Below are 18,375 nucleotides of genomic sequence, written 5' to 3' on the forward strand. Positions count from 1 at the left end.
CCCGCATCCGCGCGGCGCTACCGAGCCGCTCGCCGGGGACCTAACCTGCATAGCAGAGAAGCCCCCGCACCCTCCCGAAAGGGGAGTGCGGGGGCTTTGCTGTACCTCGTGCTGTACCTCGGCTGTGGCTACTTACGGCCGCCGGGGAGCACGAACATCTGAATCGTCGGCGGGTTCGGGTTGTCCAACTCGCCGGGAATCAGTTCGCGGGTCACCTTCGCGGAGGTGCGCGATGCCAGGCGGTCGGTAATACCGGTTGCCAGTGCGGTTAGCGCGAAGTTCACAATGATAAACAGGGCCGCCGCCAGTAGCAGGGTCTGCAGCACGTTACCGTCACCGGAACCGATGCGGCGCGCCGAGGCGAGCAGCTCCGGGTAGGAGATGATGTAACCCAGGGCGGTATCCTTCAGAATCACCACAAACTGGCTCAGCATGGAGGGCATCATCGCGGTGAATGCCTGCGGAATCAGAATCTGAATCAGCGTCTGGCTGGGGGTCAGACCAATTGCCAGACCGGCCTCACCCTGACCACGGGGTAGCTGCTTCACGCCCGAGCGCAGCAGCTCGGCAATCACCGAACCGTTGTACAGGGTCAGACCCACCACCACGGCGATAAAGGGCAGCTGAGCAGGCGGAAGACCGCTGTACTTGCCCAGGAACAGCCAGAAGAAGATCATCATGATCAGCACGGGCACGGCGCGGAAGAACTCCACGACCACGGTGCCAATCCAACGGACCACGCGGTACTGCGACAGACGCGCGATGCCGAAGACCATACCGAAGGCAATCGAGGTCACCACCGAAATCAAGGCGGCGGACAGGGTCGAGGCCAGGCCGGGCAGATAGTAGGAGGTCCACGCACGGGCGGTGAACAGGTCGGTCCACTTCTCCGCCTCCAGCTGGCCCTTCTGGCCCATCACGGTCAGCACGTACACCGCGAAAATCGCGAAGACAACCAGGGCCGCAATGTTGAAGATGCGGGTGCGGCGCTGAGCCATGGGACCCGGCTCGTCAAAGAGAACCGACGAGGTCCCGCGGGTTTCGTTACTGATAAAGGGGTTTTTCATCGCTTCACCGCCAGCTTTCGAGAGGACCAGGTGGTCAGAACACCAATGGGAACAACGATCACCACGAAGCCCAGAGCGAAGACGAGGAAGATGGCCAGAACCATGTTCGCGTCAAACTCAATCATGGACTTCATCATGCCGGAAGCCTCAGCTACCGACGCGACAGAAGCCACGGTCGTGTTCTTCGCCAGAGCAATCAGGGTGTTGCCCAGCGGGGTAATCGCACCGCGCAACGCCTGCGGGAAAATCACCAGGCCGGCGGTGTCGAAGAAGCCCAGACCAATAGCGCGGGCAGCTTCTGCCTGACCCTTCGGAACGGTGTTCACGCCCGAACGAATCGCCTCGCAGATGAAGGCCGCGTGATAAATCGACAGCACAATCACCGCGTACACGAAGAAGTTCGTGTCGAAATCGCCGGAGAACGAGAGCTGGAACTGCGTCCACACGCCCAGAATCGCCAGGGTCATCAGAATGGTCAGCGGGGTGTTACGCACCAGGTGCACGTACGCGGTACCGGCCCAACGCAGGGAGGGGACGGGGCTGATACGCATGAGCGCCAGCACGGTACCGATAACGAAGGAACCAATGGCCGCCCAGAAGGTCAGCTCAATATTGGTCATGAAGGCGCCAACCACATCGTACTTGGCTAGGAGGGCGCCGAGTTGGTCAAAGAATGACATTCGTAAACCTCTCTAACTAGGCGCAGGAGGCGCTCGGGGACGGCGGGTTGGTCTCGGTGTTGTAGTGGTAGCCCGTGCCCTCGGTGTACTTGGTGACGAGCTTCTCCCAGGTGCCGTCGGCAACCATCTCGTTAATGGCCTTGTTCACGGCTTCGCACTTGTCGGTGCCCTTGGGCAGGCCCACGCCGTAGCGTTCGGTGGTGAAGGGGGCGCCAACCACCTTCAGCTTGCCCTTGTTGGCCTTGGTGGCCGCCAGGCCGGCGAGGATGATGTCGTCGGTGGTCACGGCGTCCACCACGCCGCCGTTGAGGGCGACCACGCAGTCGGAGTAGCTGTTCTGCTTGACCAGGTTCACGTTCTTGGCGAACTTCTCCTGGACCTTCTTGGCGCTGGTGGAGCCGGTCACGGAGCAGAGGTTCTTGCCGTTGAGGTCGTCCGGGCCCTTGATGTCGGTGTTATCGGCGCGCACGAGCAGGTCCTGGCCGGCGGTGTAGTAGGGGCCGGCGAAGTCCACGGTCTTCTTACGGCTGTCGGTGATGGAGTAGGTCGCAAAAATCATGTCGACCTGGCCGTTGTTGAGCATGTTCTCACGGTTGGCGCTGGGAGACTCGACGAACTCAATCTGGTTCTCGGAGTAGCCGAGCTTGCCGGCGACGTAGCGTGCTACGTCCACGTCGAAGCCGGTGTAGGCGCTGCCGTCCTGGTAGCCCAGACCGGGCTGGTCGAACTTGATGCCGATGCGAATCTTATGGTCGCTGTTTGCGCTGGAGCAGCCTGCAAGGGTGCCGGTGAGGGCGAGGGATGCTGCCGCGGCGAGCGCTGCCAGCTTGCGTGAATATTTTTTCATTTCACCCTCCGGATTAGTGGTCGATGATCTTGGACAAGAAGTCCTTGGCGCGGTCGCTCTTCGGGTTGGTGAAGAACTCGTCCGGGTGGGCTTCCTCGACGATTTCACCGTCGGCCAGGAACACGATGCGGTCGGCGGCCTTGCGGGCGAAGCCCATCTCGTGGGTCACAACGATCATGGTCATGCCTTCCTTCGCGAGGGAGACCATGGTGTCGAGCACCTCGTTGACCATTTCGGGGTCGAGTGCGCTGGTGGGCTCGTCGAAGAGCATGACCTTGGGCTTCATGGCGAGGGCGCGGGCGATGGCGACGCGCTGCTGCTGGCCACCCGAAAGCTGGGCGGGCATCTTGTGCGCCTGGGAATCCACGCCGACCTTTGCGAGTAGCTTCATGGCCTCCGCTTCTGCCTCCGACTTGGAGATCTTGCGGATTCGGCGGGGGCCGAGGGTCACGTTGTCCAGGATGGTCTTGTGCGCGAAGAGGTTGTAGGACTGGAACACCATGCCGACCTCTGCGCGGAGCTTGGCGAGGGCGCGGCCCTCCTTGGGCAGTTCCTGCCCGTCAATCTTGATGGAACCGCTGGAGATGGTTTCGAGGCGGTTGATGGTTCGGCAGAGGGTCGACTTGCCGGAACCGGAAGGGCCGAGAAGGATAATTACTTCACCCTTACCCACGGAAAGGTTAATGTTCTTCAGAACGTGGTTCGTGCCGTAGTACTTGTTGACATCACGAATTTCAACGAGGTTTTTCGGCGATGCGGGGGTTGCCTGTGCGGACATCACTAACCCTTTCATGTGAGATGTATCTATGATGCGGGTTGCAAAAATGGTGAGTTTTCAGCTTACGTGCTCCATGTAACACGCGTGTAAATTATTCGTTTCCCCGTTGAAACGCCGTGAATTTTTAAGGGGTAGTGCATAGTTATAGTATTTTTGACGTAAAAATACGGGTCAAAAGCACCTCTTCTGCGTAAAAGGTCCTGACTAGGATTAATACCGCAAATACTCGGCATGTTCCCGGGAAGTGCCAACCACCTCCGGTGTGCAACTCGCCCGCCGGCAAAAATTTCGAAAAAGCGTACAAAAATGCCCGATAGGTGAGACAACACCTATCGGGCATCCTTCAACACCCCAGCAGGAGGGGCTAAAACTGTTTAGGCTTCGTAACCGTTGGGGTTATTCTTCTGCCAGTTCCAGTGGTCGCGAACCATGGTCTTGATATCACGGGTAGCGCTCCAACCCAGGTCAGCCAGGGCGGAGGAGGGGTCGGCGTAAGAGACCGCAACGTCACCGGGGCGACGATCCACAATCTTGTACGGCAGCTCCTTGCCGCATGCCTCCTCGAAGGCGTGCAGAACCTGCAGAACCGAGTAGCCGTTACCGGTACCCAGGTTCCAGGTGTGCAGGCCGCCGTGCTGGGTAATGTAATCCAGTGCCTTCAGGTGGCCGTCGGCCAGGTCGACCACGTGGATGTAGTCGCGCACGCCGGTACCGTCAACGGTCGGGTAGTCGTTGCCGAAGACGTTCAGGTGGTCGCGGCGGCCCACAGCAACCTGGGCGATGAAGGGCACCAGGTTGTTCGGGATACCCGCCGGGTCCTCGCCGATACGGCCGGACTCGTGTGCGCCCACCGGGTTGAAATAGCGCAGCAGAGCAATGTTCCACTTGGAGTCGGAAGCGGCCAGGTCGACCAGCATGTCCTCGATGTGCTCCTTGGTACGGCCGTAGCAGGACTGCGCATCCATGTTCATCTTCTCGATGAGCGGCATGGACTCGGGCTCGCCGTACACGGTAGCGGAGGAGGAGAACACGATGGAGTGGCAGTCGGCCTCGTCCATGGCGTAGAGCAGGTTCAGGGTGCCGGCCACGTTGGTCTGGTAGTACCACAGCGGCTTCTCAGCGGACTCACCCACAGCCTTCAGGCCCGCAAAGTGAATCACGGCGTCGGGGCGAACCTGCTTGAAGAGGGCCTTCATGCCCTCGAGGTCGAGCAGATCAACCTTGTGGAATTCGGGAGCGCGGCCGGCCAGCTCGGTGACGCGCTTGAGGGACTCTTCGGAGGAGTTGGCGAGGTTATCCATGACGACGACGTCGTGGCCTGCCTTGAGCAATTCAAGTACGGTGTGCGAGCCAATGTAGCCGGCACCGCCGGTAACGAGTACCTTCATGATGTCCTTTCGAGCAAAAATTCCGGTGTGAACCGGACGGAGCATGTGCTGTTGAGCTGTATCTAATGGTACAGGGGTCGGGGCAACAGAATGGTTTTATGCACTGTGCGCTTGTGCACTCCGGTGTGAGCACGTGGGAGGCGTTATTGAGATGTGTCGCCACTCGCCCCCACCTCGCTGTATAGATTGCGTCTAATCCCACCAGAAATACCACTGGCGGCTCTGGTGAATGAACTCCGTCAGCTGCTCAACATCTTCAAACACCTGGAACGGAAGATCGGAACAAAATGCGAACTGCTCGACCGCCAGATTCTTCGCCTCGATCGGGTCGGTGACGGGGCGTTCCACCAGAAACTCCAGGCAGTCAGCACCGTCAAGAGCCGCCGGGATGGCACCGTACTTTTCACGCCAATAGTGGGTGAACGCCAGCTGCGTTTCAGCGTTCGGGCAGTCATTCCAGCCGCCGAAGGGCAGGTACGCGGGAATATCGGCGGGGTCATCGGTCGGAATCTGTAGCAGAAGCATCTCGCCTTGATCCTCCTCATCCGCAAGCTCGTAGCGGAGCAGAGCAGAAAGAGTCGGGGCGTCAGCTTCTGACTCCTCATCGGGCAGAAAATCGGAGCTCATAAACTCGTCAACAAGCTCGTTGAGGTTGAAGTCGTCCGGGTCGTCCTCACTAGTATCTTCGCCGTCGCCTACAACCCGGCGCAACTGCTGAGCAATGGTGACGCTGCCGTACTCTTCGGCGGAGGCGGCACCCCGGGCGGTACGGTAACGCTGCAGGACGGCACGAGTGTAGGCGCTCACCTGCTCGGGGGTCAGAGTCTCAACATCGTCAATGATGTCGTGCTCAAGGGACACCGCGATAACCATGCTTTCAAGCACCGTATCGTTCAGGTTCAGGAAGAAGGGGACGAACCCCTCCGCGCGCCCCAGCTTAGCCAACTCATCGTAACGAGTCATGGCATCAGCGGCAGGAGCGCCCACCGCAATACGCTCGTGCGGGTAGAGGAAGAGGCGCGTAAAGTGCCGGTAGGTTTCGCTCATCGTCGACTCTGACTTAATCGATTCGGGCATCTAAATTCCTCTCTGAACTGTGCAGGTGGTCAGTCATGGCGGGTGCGCTATACCCGGTACTACCAGCCTAGCGAAAGCCCGAGCAACCCGCCCTGAAAACGGTCATCGTAGCCACCACGGATTTGCGCCCAGCCTGTGAGAGCGGCGGACGAGGGAAGACAGGGCACAGAAAAGGGGCCGGGATGCTTCACGCATCCCGGTCCCTAAAGTTCACGGGCCGACCCCCAACGTTCGCAAGGGCAACCAGCGCTAGTCCAGGTGCAGACTAGTTCAGATGCAGACTAGTTCAGGTGCAGTGCCTCGTTCAGCTCCACGGTGTTCTTCGCACGCGGCAGAACCTCAATCGCGCCGCTCAGCGAATTACGGCGGAACAGCAGATTCGACACGCCGGACAGCTCCGCAGCCTTCACCACGCGCGCCTCCTGACCGGGCAGCAGCACGCTCACGCGCGAACCTGCGGTCACGTACAGACCAGCCTCAACCACGCAGTCATCACCCAGGGCAATACCGATACCGGACTCCGCACCCAGCAGGGAACGCTCACCAATGGATACGCGCTTCTTGCCGCCGCCGGAGAGGGTGCCCATCGTGGAGGCGCCGCCGCCCACATCCGAGCCATCGCCCACCACAACGCCCTGAGAGATACGGCCCTCAACCATGGAGGTGCCCAGGGTGCCGGCGTTGAAGTTCACGAAGCCCTCGTGCATCACGGTCGTGCCGGAGGCCAGGTGCGCGCCCAGGCGCAGGCGATCGCCGTCGCCAATACGCACGCCGGCGGGAACCACGTAATCCACCAGGCGCGGGAACTTATCAATGTGGCTCACGCTCAGGTGACCCAGCTTGCGCAGACCAATCGCCAGCTTCTGGAACTCGGCAGCGAGCACCGGGCCGTGGTTGGTCCACGCCACGTTCGCGAGGGTGCCGAACAGGCCGTCCAGGTTCAGCTCGTTGGGGCGAACCAGGGTGTGGGAGAGCAGGTGCAGACGCAGGTACGCGTCGAGTGCGTCTTCGGGTGCCTCATCCAGGTTGATGGAGGCGGTGCGCACCTCGGTACGGGCGTTGCGCGCCGGGTGCTCGGCGGCCAGGTCCTCCAGCTCGTCCGCGATGGACAGGTCGGGGGTCTGGGTGAGGGAGGGGGCGGGGAACCACGCATCCAGGACGGTGCCGGCGTGCTCGCCAGAGACAACAACATTGACCAGTGCGACGCCGGAGGCGTAACGGGGAGTGTTTTCAGACATGCACACCATTATATGGGCTGTAGCACACCGAGCATCAGGGCCGTCGGCGTTCGTCTCACGAACAGAAGCGCGGGCCCCGGGATGCGGGGCGCCCCCAGCCTGTATCGTGGAGGGATGACTGTGAATCACCACGCACCCCTGGACCTGAACGTATCCATGCCCGAGCTGACCCGCGCCCTGCTCGACTACGAATCGGTATCCGACCACGAGAAAGACCTGGCCGACGCCGTGTACGCGGCGCTCGCGGCCTACCCGCACCTGCACCTGACCCGTGACGGGGACGCCATCATTGCCCGCACCGAATTCCCGCCGCTGCCCAGCGAAGAGGGGGAACGCACCCGCATTATCCTGGCCGGTCACCTGGACACCGTGCCCCTGCCCACCGTTGAGGGTTCCCTCGGCACCGTGCCGGCAACCGTCCGCGAGGAAGACGGCGAGTACGTGCTCTACGGACGCGGCGCGACTGACATGAAGGGCGGCGTGGCCGTCCAGCTGAAGCTTGCCGCTGAGCTGACCGCGCGGGACACCGACTACAACCTGACCTACATCTTCTACGACCACGAGGAGGTCGCGAGCGAGCTCTCCGGCCTGGCGCGCCTGATTCGTAACCACGGCGAGCTCATCACCGACGCCGACTTCGGCGTGCTGCTCGAGCCGACCAACGGCACGATTGAGGGCGGCTGCAACGGCACCATGCGTTTCTTCGTGCGCACCCGCGGCCTGGCCGCCCACTCGGGCCGGGCCTGGCGCGGCGAGAACGCGATCCACGCCCTGGCGCCCGCGCTGGCGGCGCTCGCCTCCTACGAGCCGAAGACCATTGCTGTGGAGGGCCTGGATTACCGTGAGGGTCTGAACGCTGTGCAGATTTCTGGTGGCGTGGCCGGCAACGTGATTCCCGACGCGGCGGCGATGCACGTGAACTACCGCTTCGCCCCGGACAAGACCCTGGACGAGGCTGTTGCCCACGTTCGCGAGGTGTTCGCCGGGTACGAGCTGGACTTCGTGGACCTCTCCCCGGCGGCCCGCCCCGGCCTGGACACCCCGCTGGCCGCCTCCCTGATTGAGGCGGTGGGGCAGGAGCCCCAGCCGAAGTACGGTTGGACGGACGTGGCGCGCCTGAGTGAAATCGGAATCCCGGCCGTGAACTTCGGCCCCGGTGACGCCCTGCTGGCCCATACCGATAACGAGCACGTACGCTTCAGCCAGCTGACCCGCTGCCACGCGGACCTGCGCGCCTGGCTACTCAGCGACCGCGACGACGAGGACTAGGAGGAGAGCTAGGAGGCGCTTCCCGGCCCGGTTGCGTGCCGAACCCCGTGCGCGAACCCCGTGCGCGAACCCGGACCAAAGCCCTCCGCCTGCCGGCCACCGCGTTGTCGCCCCGGCCGGCCGGCATCTCACAGCGTCATAGAAGGGGAGACAACGCATCTCTCTTCTAAGATGGAGAGTATCCATACACGTTATTCGAGAGGACAGAGTTGAACATTCTTCTGATTCTGCTCGCCCTGATCCTGCTGGTCATCGCCTCGCTCACGGTGATTGCGCTCGGCGGCCACCGCGCCGTGCCCGGCGCAGCGTTCTTCAACGCCGTGGGCCGTGACGGCCTGGGAGTCTTCGACACGGTCGACGACCTGGACGTCATCGCCAAGCCCTTCGTGGCCCCCGCATCGCAGGCCGTGCCCGCCGAGGGCCCCCGGGCCGTGCAGGAAGAGCCGGAACCCCTTCCTCTGGCCGTGCCGCATACCGGTAACGTTGAGCGGACCCTGAGCGCCCACGACTTCGTGGATCACCATGTGGACAAACCCTCGGGCGCCTCCGCGGTATCCTCCGCCGAGAAGCCGCAGAGCGGGGAGGCCCGATGAGCGCACGCGCCGGGCTCACCGAATCGAGCGAGCCGGCGGAGCATACCGCATCCCGCGTCGAGCAGAACCGGTCCGAGTCCTTCGACGAAGCCCTGACATGGATGTACACCTCCTCCGCCGAGCGTCTGCGCCGCGTGGGGGAGCGTCTGCGCGCCCTGCCGGCCTGGCTTTCGGTGCTGCTCATCTACGGGATTTCGCGTATGTGGGGCTTCGTGGTGTTCGCCGTGGTCGGCCAGCAGCAGCTGCGCGGCCCCTGGGGCGAGCATCTGAGCTACCTCTCCTTCATCAGCACCTGGGATGCCGGCTGGTACGAGCAGATTGCGCTCAACGGCTACCCGAGCGAGCTGCCGGTCAACGCGATGGGTGTCGTCCAGCAGAATCAGTGGGCGTTTTACCCCATCTTTCCGCTACTCTCGCAGGGAATCAGCCGCCTGACGGGCATTGCCTACTACCCGGTGGCCGCCACCGTCGCGTTGTTGGCCGGTTTCGCGGCGGCCTGGATCATCTACCTGCTCTTTGACGCCTCGGTGAAGGCGGCCCGCCTCGCGCGTTCCGGATCTGACTCCGCCGATGCGGAGAGCTCCTCCTCGCTGGCGCTGTGGGGCACGGCCCTGGTGTCGTTCCTGCCGGTGGCTCCCGTGCTTCAGGTGCCTTACGCCGAGTCGCTGAACCTGGTGTTCCTGGCCGGTGCACTGCTGTGCCTCGTGAAGGGGCGTTACGGCTGGCTGGTGCCGGTTGCGGCCCTGGCCTGCCTTTCCCGCCCGGTGGGCGTTCCGCTGGGTGCAGCGGCGGGCCTGTGGTGGTTCGCCTGCTGGGTTCGGTCGAGTCGCGCTATGGGCATTGGCACGGCGTTTGTGCGCCGTGCGGGGCAGCTGCTGAGCGCCCTGCTGGTGTGTGCGTGCGCGCTGGTGTGGCCCGCGATTGCGTGGTCGGCTACGGGCCGTGTGGATGCGTACACGGCCACGGAGACGGCGTGGCGCGGTACCCATTTGGCGCCGATTCAGCCGTGGCTGACACAGGGGTACATCTACTTTGGGTATGCGGCCCCGATCCTGCTGGTTCTGCTGATCCTGGGTTTCGTCGCGCTGTGCCTGAGCCCGGTGGCGCGAAGCGTTTTGGCGGCCCCGCTGAATCTGTGGTGCGTCTGCTACTTCGCCTACCTGATTCTGTTCCTCAACCCGCAGTCGTCGACGTTCCGTCTGCTGCTACCGCTGTTCCCGCTGGTCGTGGTGATTGCGGCGCTGAGCCGTTCGCGAGCTTACCGCTGGGCGTTGCTGGTTGCGGGCGCGTGCGCGCAGTGGGGCTGGGTGGGCTGGCTGTGGCATTGGAAGCAGCTGCCCGGCGGTGGGGATTATCCGCCGTAAACCGCTGATTCTTTCCAACGGGTGCTTGGGACCGCCGGTGTGCTGCCGGCGGTCTTTTACGTTCGGGAGGCGGGCGTGTCTGCGGTAGGAGCCGCAGCGTTTTAACCCGGCGGTGGAGACTACCCGCCGTAAACCGCTGTTGTGGCGTTCTTAGCCGAGGGCGCAATACTTTCGGCGGGGCTTTAGCTCGCGCATCCCGCAGGTCCAGAGCTTAAAGACACGTTCGTATGGGCCCTTTTGGTCGGCGGCACCGGCCCGGAGCTGATAATCTATATTCTGTGTTTGGTATTAGTGGCACCGAGTTGATTATTCTGGCCATCATCACGTTTGTGGTGATTGGCCCCGAACGCATGCCCGAATACGCCCGTCAGATTCGCGAGTTCGTCAAGACCGTGCGCCGCATGGCCTTCGACGCTAAGGACGACTTCAAAGAGGCCCTGGGCGAGACGGGCCTGGAGGACATCAACTGGCGCCAGTACGACCCCCGCCAGTACGATCCCCGCGTGATTGTGCGTCAGGCATTCGCCGAGGACGACGCCGAGCGCGAGCGCGAGGCGAAGGCCCGCGAGGAGGCGCTGCTGAAGGAGCAGGAGAAGGCTGAGAGCCATTCCCTCCCGCGAGGCGCGTACGCCCCCTTCGACGTGGACGCCACCTAAGATTTTGAAACGAAAGAACCCCGCACCGGTCACGGCGCGGGGTTCTTTTTTTCAGTGTCAGCTTTCTATCGGCGGCTTCTAGCGGCTCTAGCCCTAGACGAAGAGCGGCAGGCTCTGCCCCGCCCTCGACTCGCCGGAGTGCAGAAGCTTCGAAGCGATGGACTGGATCTCTTCGGCGGTCGCGGAGTCGGGGCGACCCCACACGACGGGCATGCCCTCGTCACCGCCGGTGCGCAGGTTCACGTCCAGGGGGACCGAGCCGAGCAGCGGGACGGGGTAGGAGAGCGCCTCCGAGAGACGCTCGGCGAGCACCTGCCCGCCCCCGGAACCGAACATGTCGAGCACGGTGCCGTCGGGCAGGGTCATGGCGGCCATGTTCTCGACTACGCCCACGACCTTCTGACCGGTCTGCAGGCTCAGGGTGCCGGCGCGTTCGGCCACATCCACGGCTGCGTGCTGCGGGGTGGAGATGAGCACAAGCTCCGCATTGGGCAGCAGCTGCGCCATGGAGATGGCAATATCGCCGGTGCCGGGCGGCAAATCGAGTAGCAGCACATCCAAGGCACCGAAGTGCACGTCCATGATGAACTGCTCCAGCGCGCGGTGCAGCATGGGGCCGCGCCAGGCCACCGGCTCGTTACCCTTGAGGAACATGCCGATAGAAATCACGCGAATAAAGCCGCCGCCGACCTGCGCATCGCCCCAGCGGCGGGCGGGGGCGGGAACATCCACGGTCGGCGGAAGAATCAGGTCGTCCAGGCGCGTGGGGGCGTCGGTGATGCCGAGCAGGCCCGGAATCGAGAAGCCGTGCACATCCGCGTCGATGATGCCCACCGAGAGCCCGCGCGAGGCGAAAGCCGCCGCAAGGTTGGCCGTCATGGAGGACTTACCCACGCCGCCCTTGCCGGACACCACGCCGAACACGCGGGTCAGCGAGCCGGGGGCGGTGAACGGGTTGGTGCGTTCGGGCTTGAGCATCGAACGCAGGGCGGACCGCTGCTGCGGGTTCATCGCGCCCACCTGCAGCTGCACTCGCTCGATGCCCTCGACGGTGGCGGCGGCCTCGCGCACCTGCTGCTCGATGGTGTTCTTCAGCGGGCAGCCCTCGATGGTGAGCAGAACCTTCACCTCGGCCCAGTGGCGGCCGGGAATCGGCTCACCGCGCTCATCCAGCTCGGGATGCACGAGCGCGGTCTCGACCATGCCGAGCTCCGTGATGGGGCGGCGCAGCTCGGGGTCCTCCACACGGGCAAGGGCCGCGTAGAGCGCGTCCTGCAGCGGGTTATCGGCGCTCACGGGCGCCTCCCTCCGGGGCATCGCCCGAGGTCTTGGCCGGGCTCTCGGCCTTCCGCTCGCCCGGGTCCTCAGTGTGCGCGGAGCCCTTGGTCTCCTCGCCCTCGGTCTCCTCACCCTCGATGCCGTCGGAGGGGTCAATATCGTCGATGGCCTCCTCCAGGTCCTCAATGTCCTCGCTGATGTCCTGCAGCTGCTCGGCGTGGCGCTCCTGCTCCTGCGCAATGTTCTGCAGTTCCTCAAGAATGTCGCGCAGCTCGCTACGGACGAAGTCTCGGGTCGCCACCTCGCGCAGGGCAATACGCAGCGAAGCGATCTCGCGGGTCAGGTACTGGGTCTCCTCCAGGTTCTGCTGATCGCGCTTGCGGTCCTCGGAAGCCACCACGCGGTCGCGGTCATCCTGACGGTTCTGCGCGAGCAGCAGCAGGGGAGCGGCGTAGGAGGCCTGCAGGGACAGCATCAGGGTCAGCAGGGTGAAGTTCAGGCTACGCGGGTCGAACTGCATCTCTTCCGGCGCCAGGGAGTTCCACGCCAGCCATACGCCACAGAAAATGGTCATCCACATCAAGAACTGCGGGGTACCCATGTAGCGCGCAAACGCCTCGGTCATGCGGCCGAAAGCATCCGGGTTGGGGCTCGAGAACAGCTTCGGCTTGCGGGTGCCGGGGGTGCTCAGCTGCGAGTCGCCGCGCTGCGGGCGGGAATCGCCGCGCTCGCGGTTGCGTTCAGCGTACTTCTTCTCCAGGCGGTCCTTGAGAAGACGCGCCTTATCGATGCGGGGGTTCTCTTCAGTACGGTTTGCGTCGCGGCGGTTCGAATCAGGCAAAGCGTCGTCCTACCTTTCGTACGGGAGTTCCATCATCGTAAGTTCGCCAGTCTTCGGGCAGGAGAGCATCGAGCACGTCGTCGATGGTCACCGCGCCTACCAGGCGGTGCGAATCGTTCACAATGGGAACGATGGTCAGGTCGTAGGTCGCGAGCACGCGAGCCAGCTCTTCGAGGCTAGCCTGGTCAGAGACCGGCTCGGTGTCGGTATCGAGGATGTGGCCGATGGGCTCGCTCGGCGGCACGCGCAGCAGCTTCTGCATGTGCACCAGGCCCAGGTACTTACCCGTCGGGGTTTCCAGGGGCGGGCGGGTCACCATGACGGCAGCCGCCATCGCCGGAGGAATCTCCTCGGCGCGGATGTGCGCAAGCGCCTCGGCAACGGTCGCCTCGGGGGAGAGGATAATTGGCACCGGGTTCATGAGCGAACCGGCGGTACCCTCATCGTATTCGAGCAGTCGACGCACGTCGTCTGCCTCATCGGGTTCCATGAGTTCCAGCAACTTCTCACGCTGGGCGTCGTCCAGTTCGATAAGCAGGTCGGCGGCGTCGTCCGGTTCCATCTCTTCGAGGACCTGCGCGGCGCGCTCGTCGTCCAGGTGCGACAGAATCTGCACCTGGTCCTCGGCGGGCAGCTCCTGCAGAACGTCCGCGAGGCGCTCGTCCTGCAGCTCGGCGGCGATTTCGACCATGCGCTTATCGCTCATCTCGTGGATGGCGTCCGCCAGGTCGGCAGGCTTGGAGTTTTCGTGGTTGGCCACGAACGCGGTTGCCGCCTGCGGTTCCACATCGGTGGAGAGCAGAGCCTCGTCCCAGTCGACGATGAGGGTCTCCTTGGAACGGCGGCGCCACGTGCTGGAGCCGGAGCTGACGCGGGAGACGAACAGCTCGGTCACGCCCCAGTCGCCGTTGCGGCGCTGCTCAATCGCGACGTCTTCAATAACGGCGTCGCCGCTGCCGTCAAGCAGGCGTACGCGGCGGTCGAAGAGCTCACCGACGATGAGGGTCTCGGAGTTGCGCTGCTCGAAGCGGCGCAGGTTCACCAGGCCGGTCGAAATAATCTGGGAGGCGTCGATGCTGCGCACGCGGGTCATGGGCATGAACACGCGTTTCTTGCCGAGCACCTCAACGATGATGCCGACGACAATCGGCTCGGTGCCCTTGGCGGGGCGGGCGCCGGCAATGGAGGCACCCAGGCCGCGTTTGAGCACGACAACATCGCGGAGACGGCCGAGGCGGTCACCGAAGGGGTCAAAAACGTCGAGGCCCAGAAGGCGGGCAATGTAAATCTTGCTGGGGGCGCTGAACTTAGAATTGCTCACCCCTCTAGGGTACGCTTCGCCGCCTGGAATCGCACTTTGAGCGTTCTCGTTCTCAGCGGTGCCCGCAGGGAAGCCCCGCGGCCGGGCCCGGACAGGCCGGTACAATTAATGCCATGACTTTTCAGCTGCCGAATCTGCCCAATACCCCGCCCTCCTCGTTTATGGCCTCGCGCCTGGCCCAGGCCAACGGCCACCCCCTGCCGAGCGGCGAGCCGGTCGCCTCCTTCGTGCGCCACGACGACGCGCTATCCGCTTTTGACGTGCTGAACGAGCAGCAGTTCCCGGTGACGGCCCTGTACCTGGTCAACGACGGCATCCGTCAGGTGGAGTACCCCGTGCAGACCGGCTACGGCCGCGCCCTGCTGGTATCCGCCATCCAGGGTGTCATGATCGGTCTGCTGTACTCGATGTTTGTGGCGGCCGGCGGCACGAACTTTATGAGCGCGCTGCTCTCAACGGTGCCGATTTCAGTGGCCATTTTTGTGCTGTGGCGCGTGTTCGACCTGCGCCGCGGCCGCGGGGTTCGCTACCCCATGCGCACCGAGGCGATTCCCTCGCGTACCGTGCTGTACGCGCTGCCGGAGTACGCCCAGGAGGCGCGCCGCGTGCTGGGCGGTCATTCCCGCTTCTCGGCCGCGGTTGCGGCCGCGCGTGCGGCGACCGCCCCGGAGGCTTCGCAGGCGCGTGCCGCTCAGAGCACCGTCTCGATGAACGGTGCGCCGGTTCCGACCGGTGCCCCAAAGGCGCCCTCCTACCGTTCGCAGGCCGGTAGCCAGCCCGCCCCCAACCAGAACCTGCCCGAGCGTGATACCACCGCGCAGAACACGATGGCGCAGAGCGCGGCCCCGAACATGCCCGCGCCCGTCCAGCCCGCCGCTCGGGAGGCGGCAACCGCCGAACAGGTAAACAGCGCGCAGGCGACCGATCAGAAGGCAACGCCGCAGAAGCGTCCGGCTCAGCGCTTCGGCCTGCGCGTGGACGACCCGGAGGAATACGCCAAGCTGATTCAACCCAAGCCCGAGCGTCCCACCCCGCGCCCGCAGGGCCTGCACGATAAGTCCTCGAAGGACTCCGAATAGGCTCCAGCCGCCACGGCGGAAAACAGGCGGAGAAGACGGCGACTGAGAAGAGACGCGAAAGCCCCTCACCGATTCACTCGGTGAGGGGCTTTCCTCATGCATAGACAACCGGTACTAACCGGTACGTCCGGCGGGGATGGGGTTACGCCTCCTTGGAGAGCTTAGCCATCCACTCCTCAATCTCCTCGACGGTGCGAGGCAGTGCAGCGGAGAGGTTCACGTTGCCGTCCTCGGTGCAGAGCACGTCGTCCTCCAGGCGGATGCCGATGCCGCGGTACTCCTCGGGAACCGACAGGTCCTCGTCCTTGAAGTACAGGGCCGGCTCGATGGTGAAGACCATGCCCGGCTCCAGCTCAGCCCACATGTAAAGCTCAGCCTTAGCCTGCGCGCAGTCGTGCACGTCCAGGCCCAGGTGGTGGCTGGTGCCGTGCGGCATCCAGCGGCGGTGCTGACCGCCCTCAACGGTGAGCGAAATATCAGCGGAAACCGGCAGCAGGCCCCACTCTTCCAGGCGGTGCGCCAGAACGTTCATGGCGGCCTCGTGGATCTCGTAGAACTTGGTGCCCGGCTTAGCCACAGCGAATGCGGCGTCGGCGGCATCCAGCACGGCGTTGTAGACCTTCGCCTGAACCTCGGTGAACTTGCCGTTCACGGGGAAGGTGCGGGTCACGTCAGCGGTGTACAGGGTGTCGTCCTCAACACCGGCGTCCAGCAGCAGCAGCTTGCCCTCGTCCACGGTGCCGTTGTTACGAATCCAGTGCAGGATGGTTGCGTTGTTACCGCAGGCCGCGATGGTGTCGTAGCCCAGGTCGTTACCGTCGGTACGTGCCACGGAGAAGAACGCGGTCTCAACCACGCGCTCGCCGCGGTGGTGCTTCACGGCCTTGGGCAGCTCGCGCACGACCTCTTCGAAGCCCTTGACGGTCATGTCAACGGAACGCTGCAGGTTCTCAACCTCGATAGCGTCCTTAATCAGGCGAGCCTCGGAAAGAGCCACGGCCAGCTCGGAGTCCAGCTTGTCAGCCTGCTCCAGCTCCACGCCGGTGTTGTAGCGGGAGGTGTCAACGAGAGCGTCAACAGCCGGGTCAACGTTGCGGACCAGGCGGATGTTCACGCCGCCCAGACCCTGGTTGCCGGCGTTCTTGGTGATGGCCACCTCAAGCTCGGACAGGTCGCGGGTGCGGATGCCGAAACGCTCCGAGAACTCCTTCAAGGTCGGGCGGGGGCCAACCCAGAACTCGCCGTAGCGTGCATCGGCGTAGAACTCGGTGGTGTCGCGGCCGGCCAGCGGGCGGAAGTACAGGGTCACCTCGTGGTTGGAACCGTTGTCGCCGGTACCCTCCTCGACGGGCTCAAAAATCAGCACGGCGTCCGGCTCGTGGTCAACGCCCAGACCGGTCTGGTGAGCGAAGGCCGAGTGCGGACGGAAGCGGTAATCGCAGTCGTTCGAACGGACCTTCAGCGGGCCTGCGGGCAGAACCAGGCGCTCGCCGGGGAAAGCCTTGGAAATCTTGGCGCGGCGCTCAGCTGCGTAGTCTGCTACGGGCTCGCGGGTGTAGCCGCCGTCCTCGGCCTTGGCCCAGTCCTTAGCGATGAATTCGGTAAACGCAGACGCTTTGGGGGTGCTGCGGTGATCAGTCTTCTGAGCTTCGGTGCTCTTCTTATTGTTCTCAGTCATGCCTTAATCATATCGCCTTCGCCACAGATGGGCGCATATTCGGGTCCCCACGACCAAATAGTCGGTGGGCCGCCGCCAATGTTGGTAGGGTGGAAGAAGAGAAAGACACCGTAGACACCATTCAGACACAAATCCCCGAGAAACGGGCCCCGCCGCGTGAGGCGGCGCGAGCACCCGTACGGGGTGAGGAGACGGAGCGGCACATGAGCCAGGCAGAGACGAACCCGACGGCCCCGACGGCCCCGGAAGGTCGAGAGCACAACGGACGCTACGATCTGCACATCCACTCCGCCATCTCAGACGGCACCCAGAGCCTTGAAGAGCTGGTGCAGCTCATCGCCCAAACCGGGCTGGCCGGGTTCGCCCTGACCGACCACGACACCGCATCCGGGTGGGATAGGGCCTCCCGCCTGGCCGAGGAACACGGCCTGGACTTTCTGCCCGGCGCCGAGTTCTCCTGCCGCTACCACTACACCGAGGACCGCCCCCGCACGAAGACGATTCACCTGCTGGCCTATGGATTCGACCCGGTGCGCTCCGAGCTTGCACACCGCGTGGAGCAGATTCGCCTCAGCCGCGAGGGCCGCGCCCGCGCCATCCTCGAACGCCTGGCCGCCGACTACCCGCTGACCTGGGACGACGTGCTCGCGCAGGTGGGGGAGGGCAACGCCGCCGTGGGCCGCCCGCACATCGCCGACGCGCTGGTCGCCGCCGGAATCGTGCAGGACCGCACCGAGGCCTTCAACCGCCTGCTCTACACGGGCAGCCCCTACTACGTGCCCCAGCAGGCCCTGGACCCGGTGGAGGCGGTGCGCCTGGTCCGCGAGGCCGGCGGCGTGCCGGTCATCGCGCACCCCATGAGCACGATGCGCGGGCCCGCCCTGAGCCTGGAGTACCTGGGCAAGCTGGTGGATGCGGGCCTGGCCGGCGTGGAGGTGTACCACCGCGAGAACTCCGCGGAAGACCGCGCGCGCCTGCTGAAGTTTATTGAGGAGCGCCGCGCGGCGGGCACCGACCTGCTGGTGACCGGTTCGAGCGACTACCACGGCGCGGGTAAGCCGAACCTGCTGGGCGAAAACACGACGGACGCGGCCACGGTGGCGCGCATCCGCGAACAGATCGCGTAGGGCGGCTGACGGGCCGCACCTATTCACGCCTATTCACGCCTATTCAACGAGCCCACGCAGGGGCGGGACGGAACCTCAGAAGATTCCGTCCCGC

Annotated in this window: 17 protein-coding genes; 6 read left to right on the plus strand and 11 right to left on the minus strand. The window is 64.1% G+C overall.

Going from position 1 to position 18,375, the window contains the following annotated elements; all coding sequences use genetic code 11:
* Nucleotides 1-128 precede the first annotated feature (128 nt).
* The 7 genes from HMPREF2630_RS05375 to dapD form a co-directional block, all read right to left on the minus strand.
* A complete protein-coding gene (locus HMPREF2630_RS05375) occupies nt 129-1,067 on the minus strand; it encodes an amino acid ABC transporter permease (protein ID WP_070483747.1) in 939 nt (312 codons plus the stop codon).
* A complete protein-coding gene (locus HMPREF2630_RS05380) occupies nt 1,064-1,747 on the minus strand; it encodes an amino acid ABC transporter permease (RefSeq protein WP_070483749.1) in 684 nt (227 codons plus the stop codon). The genes HMPREF2630_RS05375 and HMPREF2630_RS05380 overlap by 4 nt, the downstream gene beginning before the upstream one ends.
* A 16-nt stretch (nt 1,748-1,763) precedes the next feature.
* Nucleotides 1,764-2,594 (minus strand): glutamate ABC transporter substrate-binding protein, encoded by an 831-nt coding sequence (locus tag HMPREF2630_RS05385; RefSeq protein WP_070483750.1) that lies wholly within the window; start codon nt 2,592-2,594, stop codon nt 1,764-1,766.
* Nucleotides 2,595-2,607: 13 nt separating this feature from the next.
* On the minus strand, nt 2,608-3,372 hold the full coding sequence (locus HMPREF2630_RS05390) for an amino acid ABC transporter ATP-binding protein (RefSeq protein WP_070483752.1): 765 nt from the start codon (nt 3,370-3,372) through the stop codon (nt 2,608-2,610).
* Nucleotides 3,373-3,746: 374 nt separating this feature from the next.
* Nucleotides 3,747-4,760 carry a UDP-glucose 4-epimerase GalE gene (gene galE / locus HMPREF2630_RS05395; protein WP_049346648.1) on the minus strand — a complete coding sequence of 338 codons (1,014 nt, stop codon included), beginning with the start codon at nt 4,758-4,760 and terminating at the stop codon, nt 3,747-3,749.
* 192 nt (nt 4,761-4,952) lie between these two features.
* Nucleotides 4,953-5,837, minus strand: coding sequence for a DUF4253 domain-containing protein (locus HMPREF2630_RS05400; RefSeq protein WP_070483754.1), 885 nt, complete (start codon nt 5,835-5,837; stop codon nt 4,953-4,955).
* A 281-nt stretch (nt 5,838-6,118) separates the two neighbouring features.
* Nucleotides 6,119-7,084 (minus strand): 2,3,4,5-tetrahydropyridine-2,6-dicarboxylate N-succinyltransferase, encoded by a 966-nt coding sequence (gene dapD / locus HMPREF2630_RS05405; protein WP_070483755.1) that lies wholly within the window; start codon nt 7,082-7,084, stop codon nt 6,119-6,121.
* 105 nt (nt 7,085-7,189) lie between these two features.
* On the opposite strand from dapD, the gene dapE reads away from it, so the two are divergent.
* The 4 genes from dapE (at nt 7,190) to HMPREF2630_RS05425 (ending at nt 10,957) form a co-directional block, all read left to right on the plus strand.
* Nucleotides 7,190-8,344, plus strand: a complete 1,155-nt coding sequence (gene dapE / locus HMPREF2630_RS05410; protein WP_070483757.1) for a succinyl-diaminopimelate desuccinylase — start codon at nt 7,190-7,192, stop codon at nt 8,342-8,344.
* 209 nt (nt 8,345-8,553) lie between these two features.
* Entirely contained in the window at nt 8,554-8,937 is a 384-nt protein-coding gene (locus HMPREF2630_RS05415; RefSeq protein WP_070483758.1) for a hypothetical protein, read from the plus strand.
* Nucleotides 8,934-10,301 carry a hypothetical protein gene (locus tag HMPREF2630_RS05420; protein WP_070483760.1) on the plus strand — a complete coding sequence of 456 codons (1,368 nt, stop codon included), beginning with the start codon at nt 8,934-8,936 and terminating at the stop codon, nt 10,299-10,301. Before HMPREF2630_RS05415 ends, HMPREF2630_RS05420 begins: the two co-directional genes overlap by 4 nt.
* A gap of 278 nt (nt 10,302-10,579) precedes the next feature.
* Entirely contained in the window at nt 10,580-10,957 is a 378-nt protein-coding gene (locus HMPREF2630_RS05425) for a twin-arginine translocase TatA/TatE family subunit (protein ID WP_049332091.1), read from the plus strand.
* A 93-nt stretch (nt 10,958-11,050) separates the two neighbouring features.
* On the opposite strand, the gene HMPREF2630_RS05430 is transcribed toward HMPREF2630_RS05425, so the two are convergent.
* From HMPREF2630_RS05430 to HMPREF2630_RS05440, 3 genes are read right to left on the minus strand one after another with little or no spacing between them, the layout of a single operon-like run.
* Nucleotides 11,051-12,253 carry a P-loop NTPase gene (locus HMPREF2630_RS05430; RefSeq protein ID WP_070483762.1) on the minus strand — a complete coding sequence of 401 codons (1,203 nt, stop codon included), beginning with the start codon at nt 12,251-12,253 and terminating at the stop codon, nt 11,051-11,053.
* Entirely contained in the window at nt 12,240-13,076 is an 837-nt protein-coding gene (locus HMPREF2630_RS05435) for a DUF1003 domain-containing protein (RefSeq protein WP_070483764.1), read from the minus strand. Before HMPREF2630_RS05435 ends, HMPREF2630_RS05430 begins: the two co-directional genes overlap by 14 nt.
* Complete coding sequence (locus HMPREF2630_RS05440; RefSeq protein WP_049343908.1) at nt 13,069-14,397, minus strand: magnesium transporter MgtE N-terminal domain-containing protein; 1,329 nt, start codon at nt 14,395-14,397, stop codon at nt 13,069-13,071. The genes HMPREF2630_RS05435 and HMPREF2630_RS05440 overlap by 8 nt, the downstream gene beginning before the upstream one ends.
* Before the next feature lie 113 nt (nt 14,398-14,510).
* Between HMPREF2630_RS05440 and HMPREF2630_RS05445 the strand changes: the two genes are divergently transcribed.
* Nucleotides 14,511-15,476, plus strand: a complete 966-nt coding sequence (locus tag HMPREF2630_RS05445; protein WP_070483766.1) for a PspC-like choline-binding domain-containing protein — start codon at nt 14,511-14,513, stop codon at nt 15,474-15,476.
* Nucleotides 15,477-15,618: 142 nt separating this feature from the next.
* Here HMPREF2630_RS05445 and HMPREF2630_RS05450 read toward each other — a convergent pair whose 3' ends face one another.
* On the minus strand, nt 15,619-17,154 hold the full coding sequence (locus HMPREF2630_RS05450; RefSeq protein WP_070483770.1) for an aminopeptidase P family protein: 1,536 nt from the start codon (nt 17,152-17,154) through the stop codon (nt 15,619-15,621).
* Between the two features lie 203 nt (nt 17,155-17,357).
* On the opposite strand from HMPREF2630_RS05450, the gene HMPREF2630_RS05455 reads away from it, so the two are divergent.
* Entirely contained in the window at nt 17,358-18,281 is a 924-nt protein-coding gene (locus HMPREF2630_RS05455) for a PHP domain-containing protein (protein ID WP_083298892.1), read from the plus strand.
* Nucleotides 18,282-18,375 lie beyond the last annotated feature (94 nt).

It is taken from the genome of Rothia sp. HMSC072B03 (genome assembly GCF_001809565.1).
Taxonomy (GTDB): Bacteria; Actinomycetota; Actinomycetes; order Actinomycetales; family Micrococcaceae; genus Rothia; species Rothia mucilaginosa_A.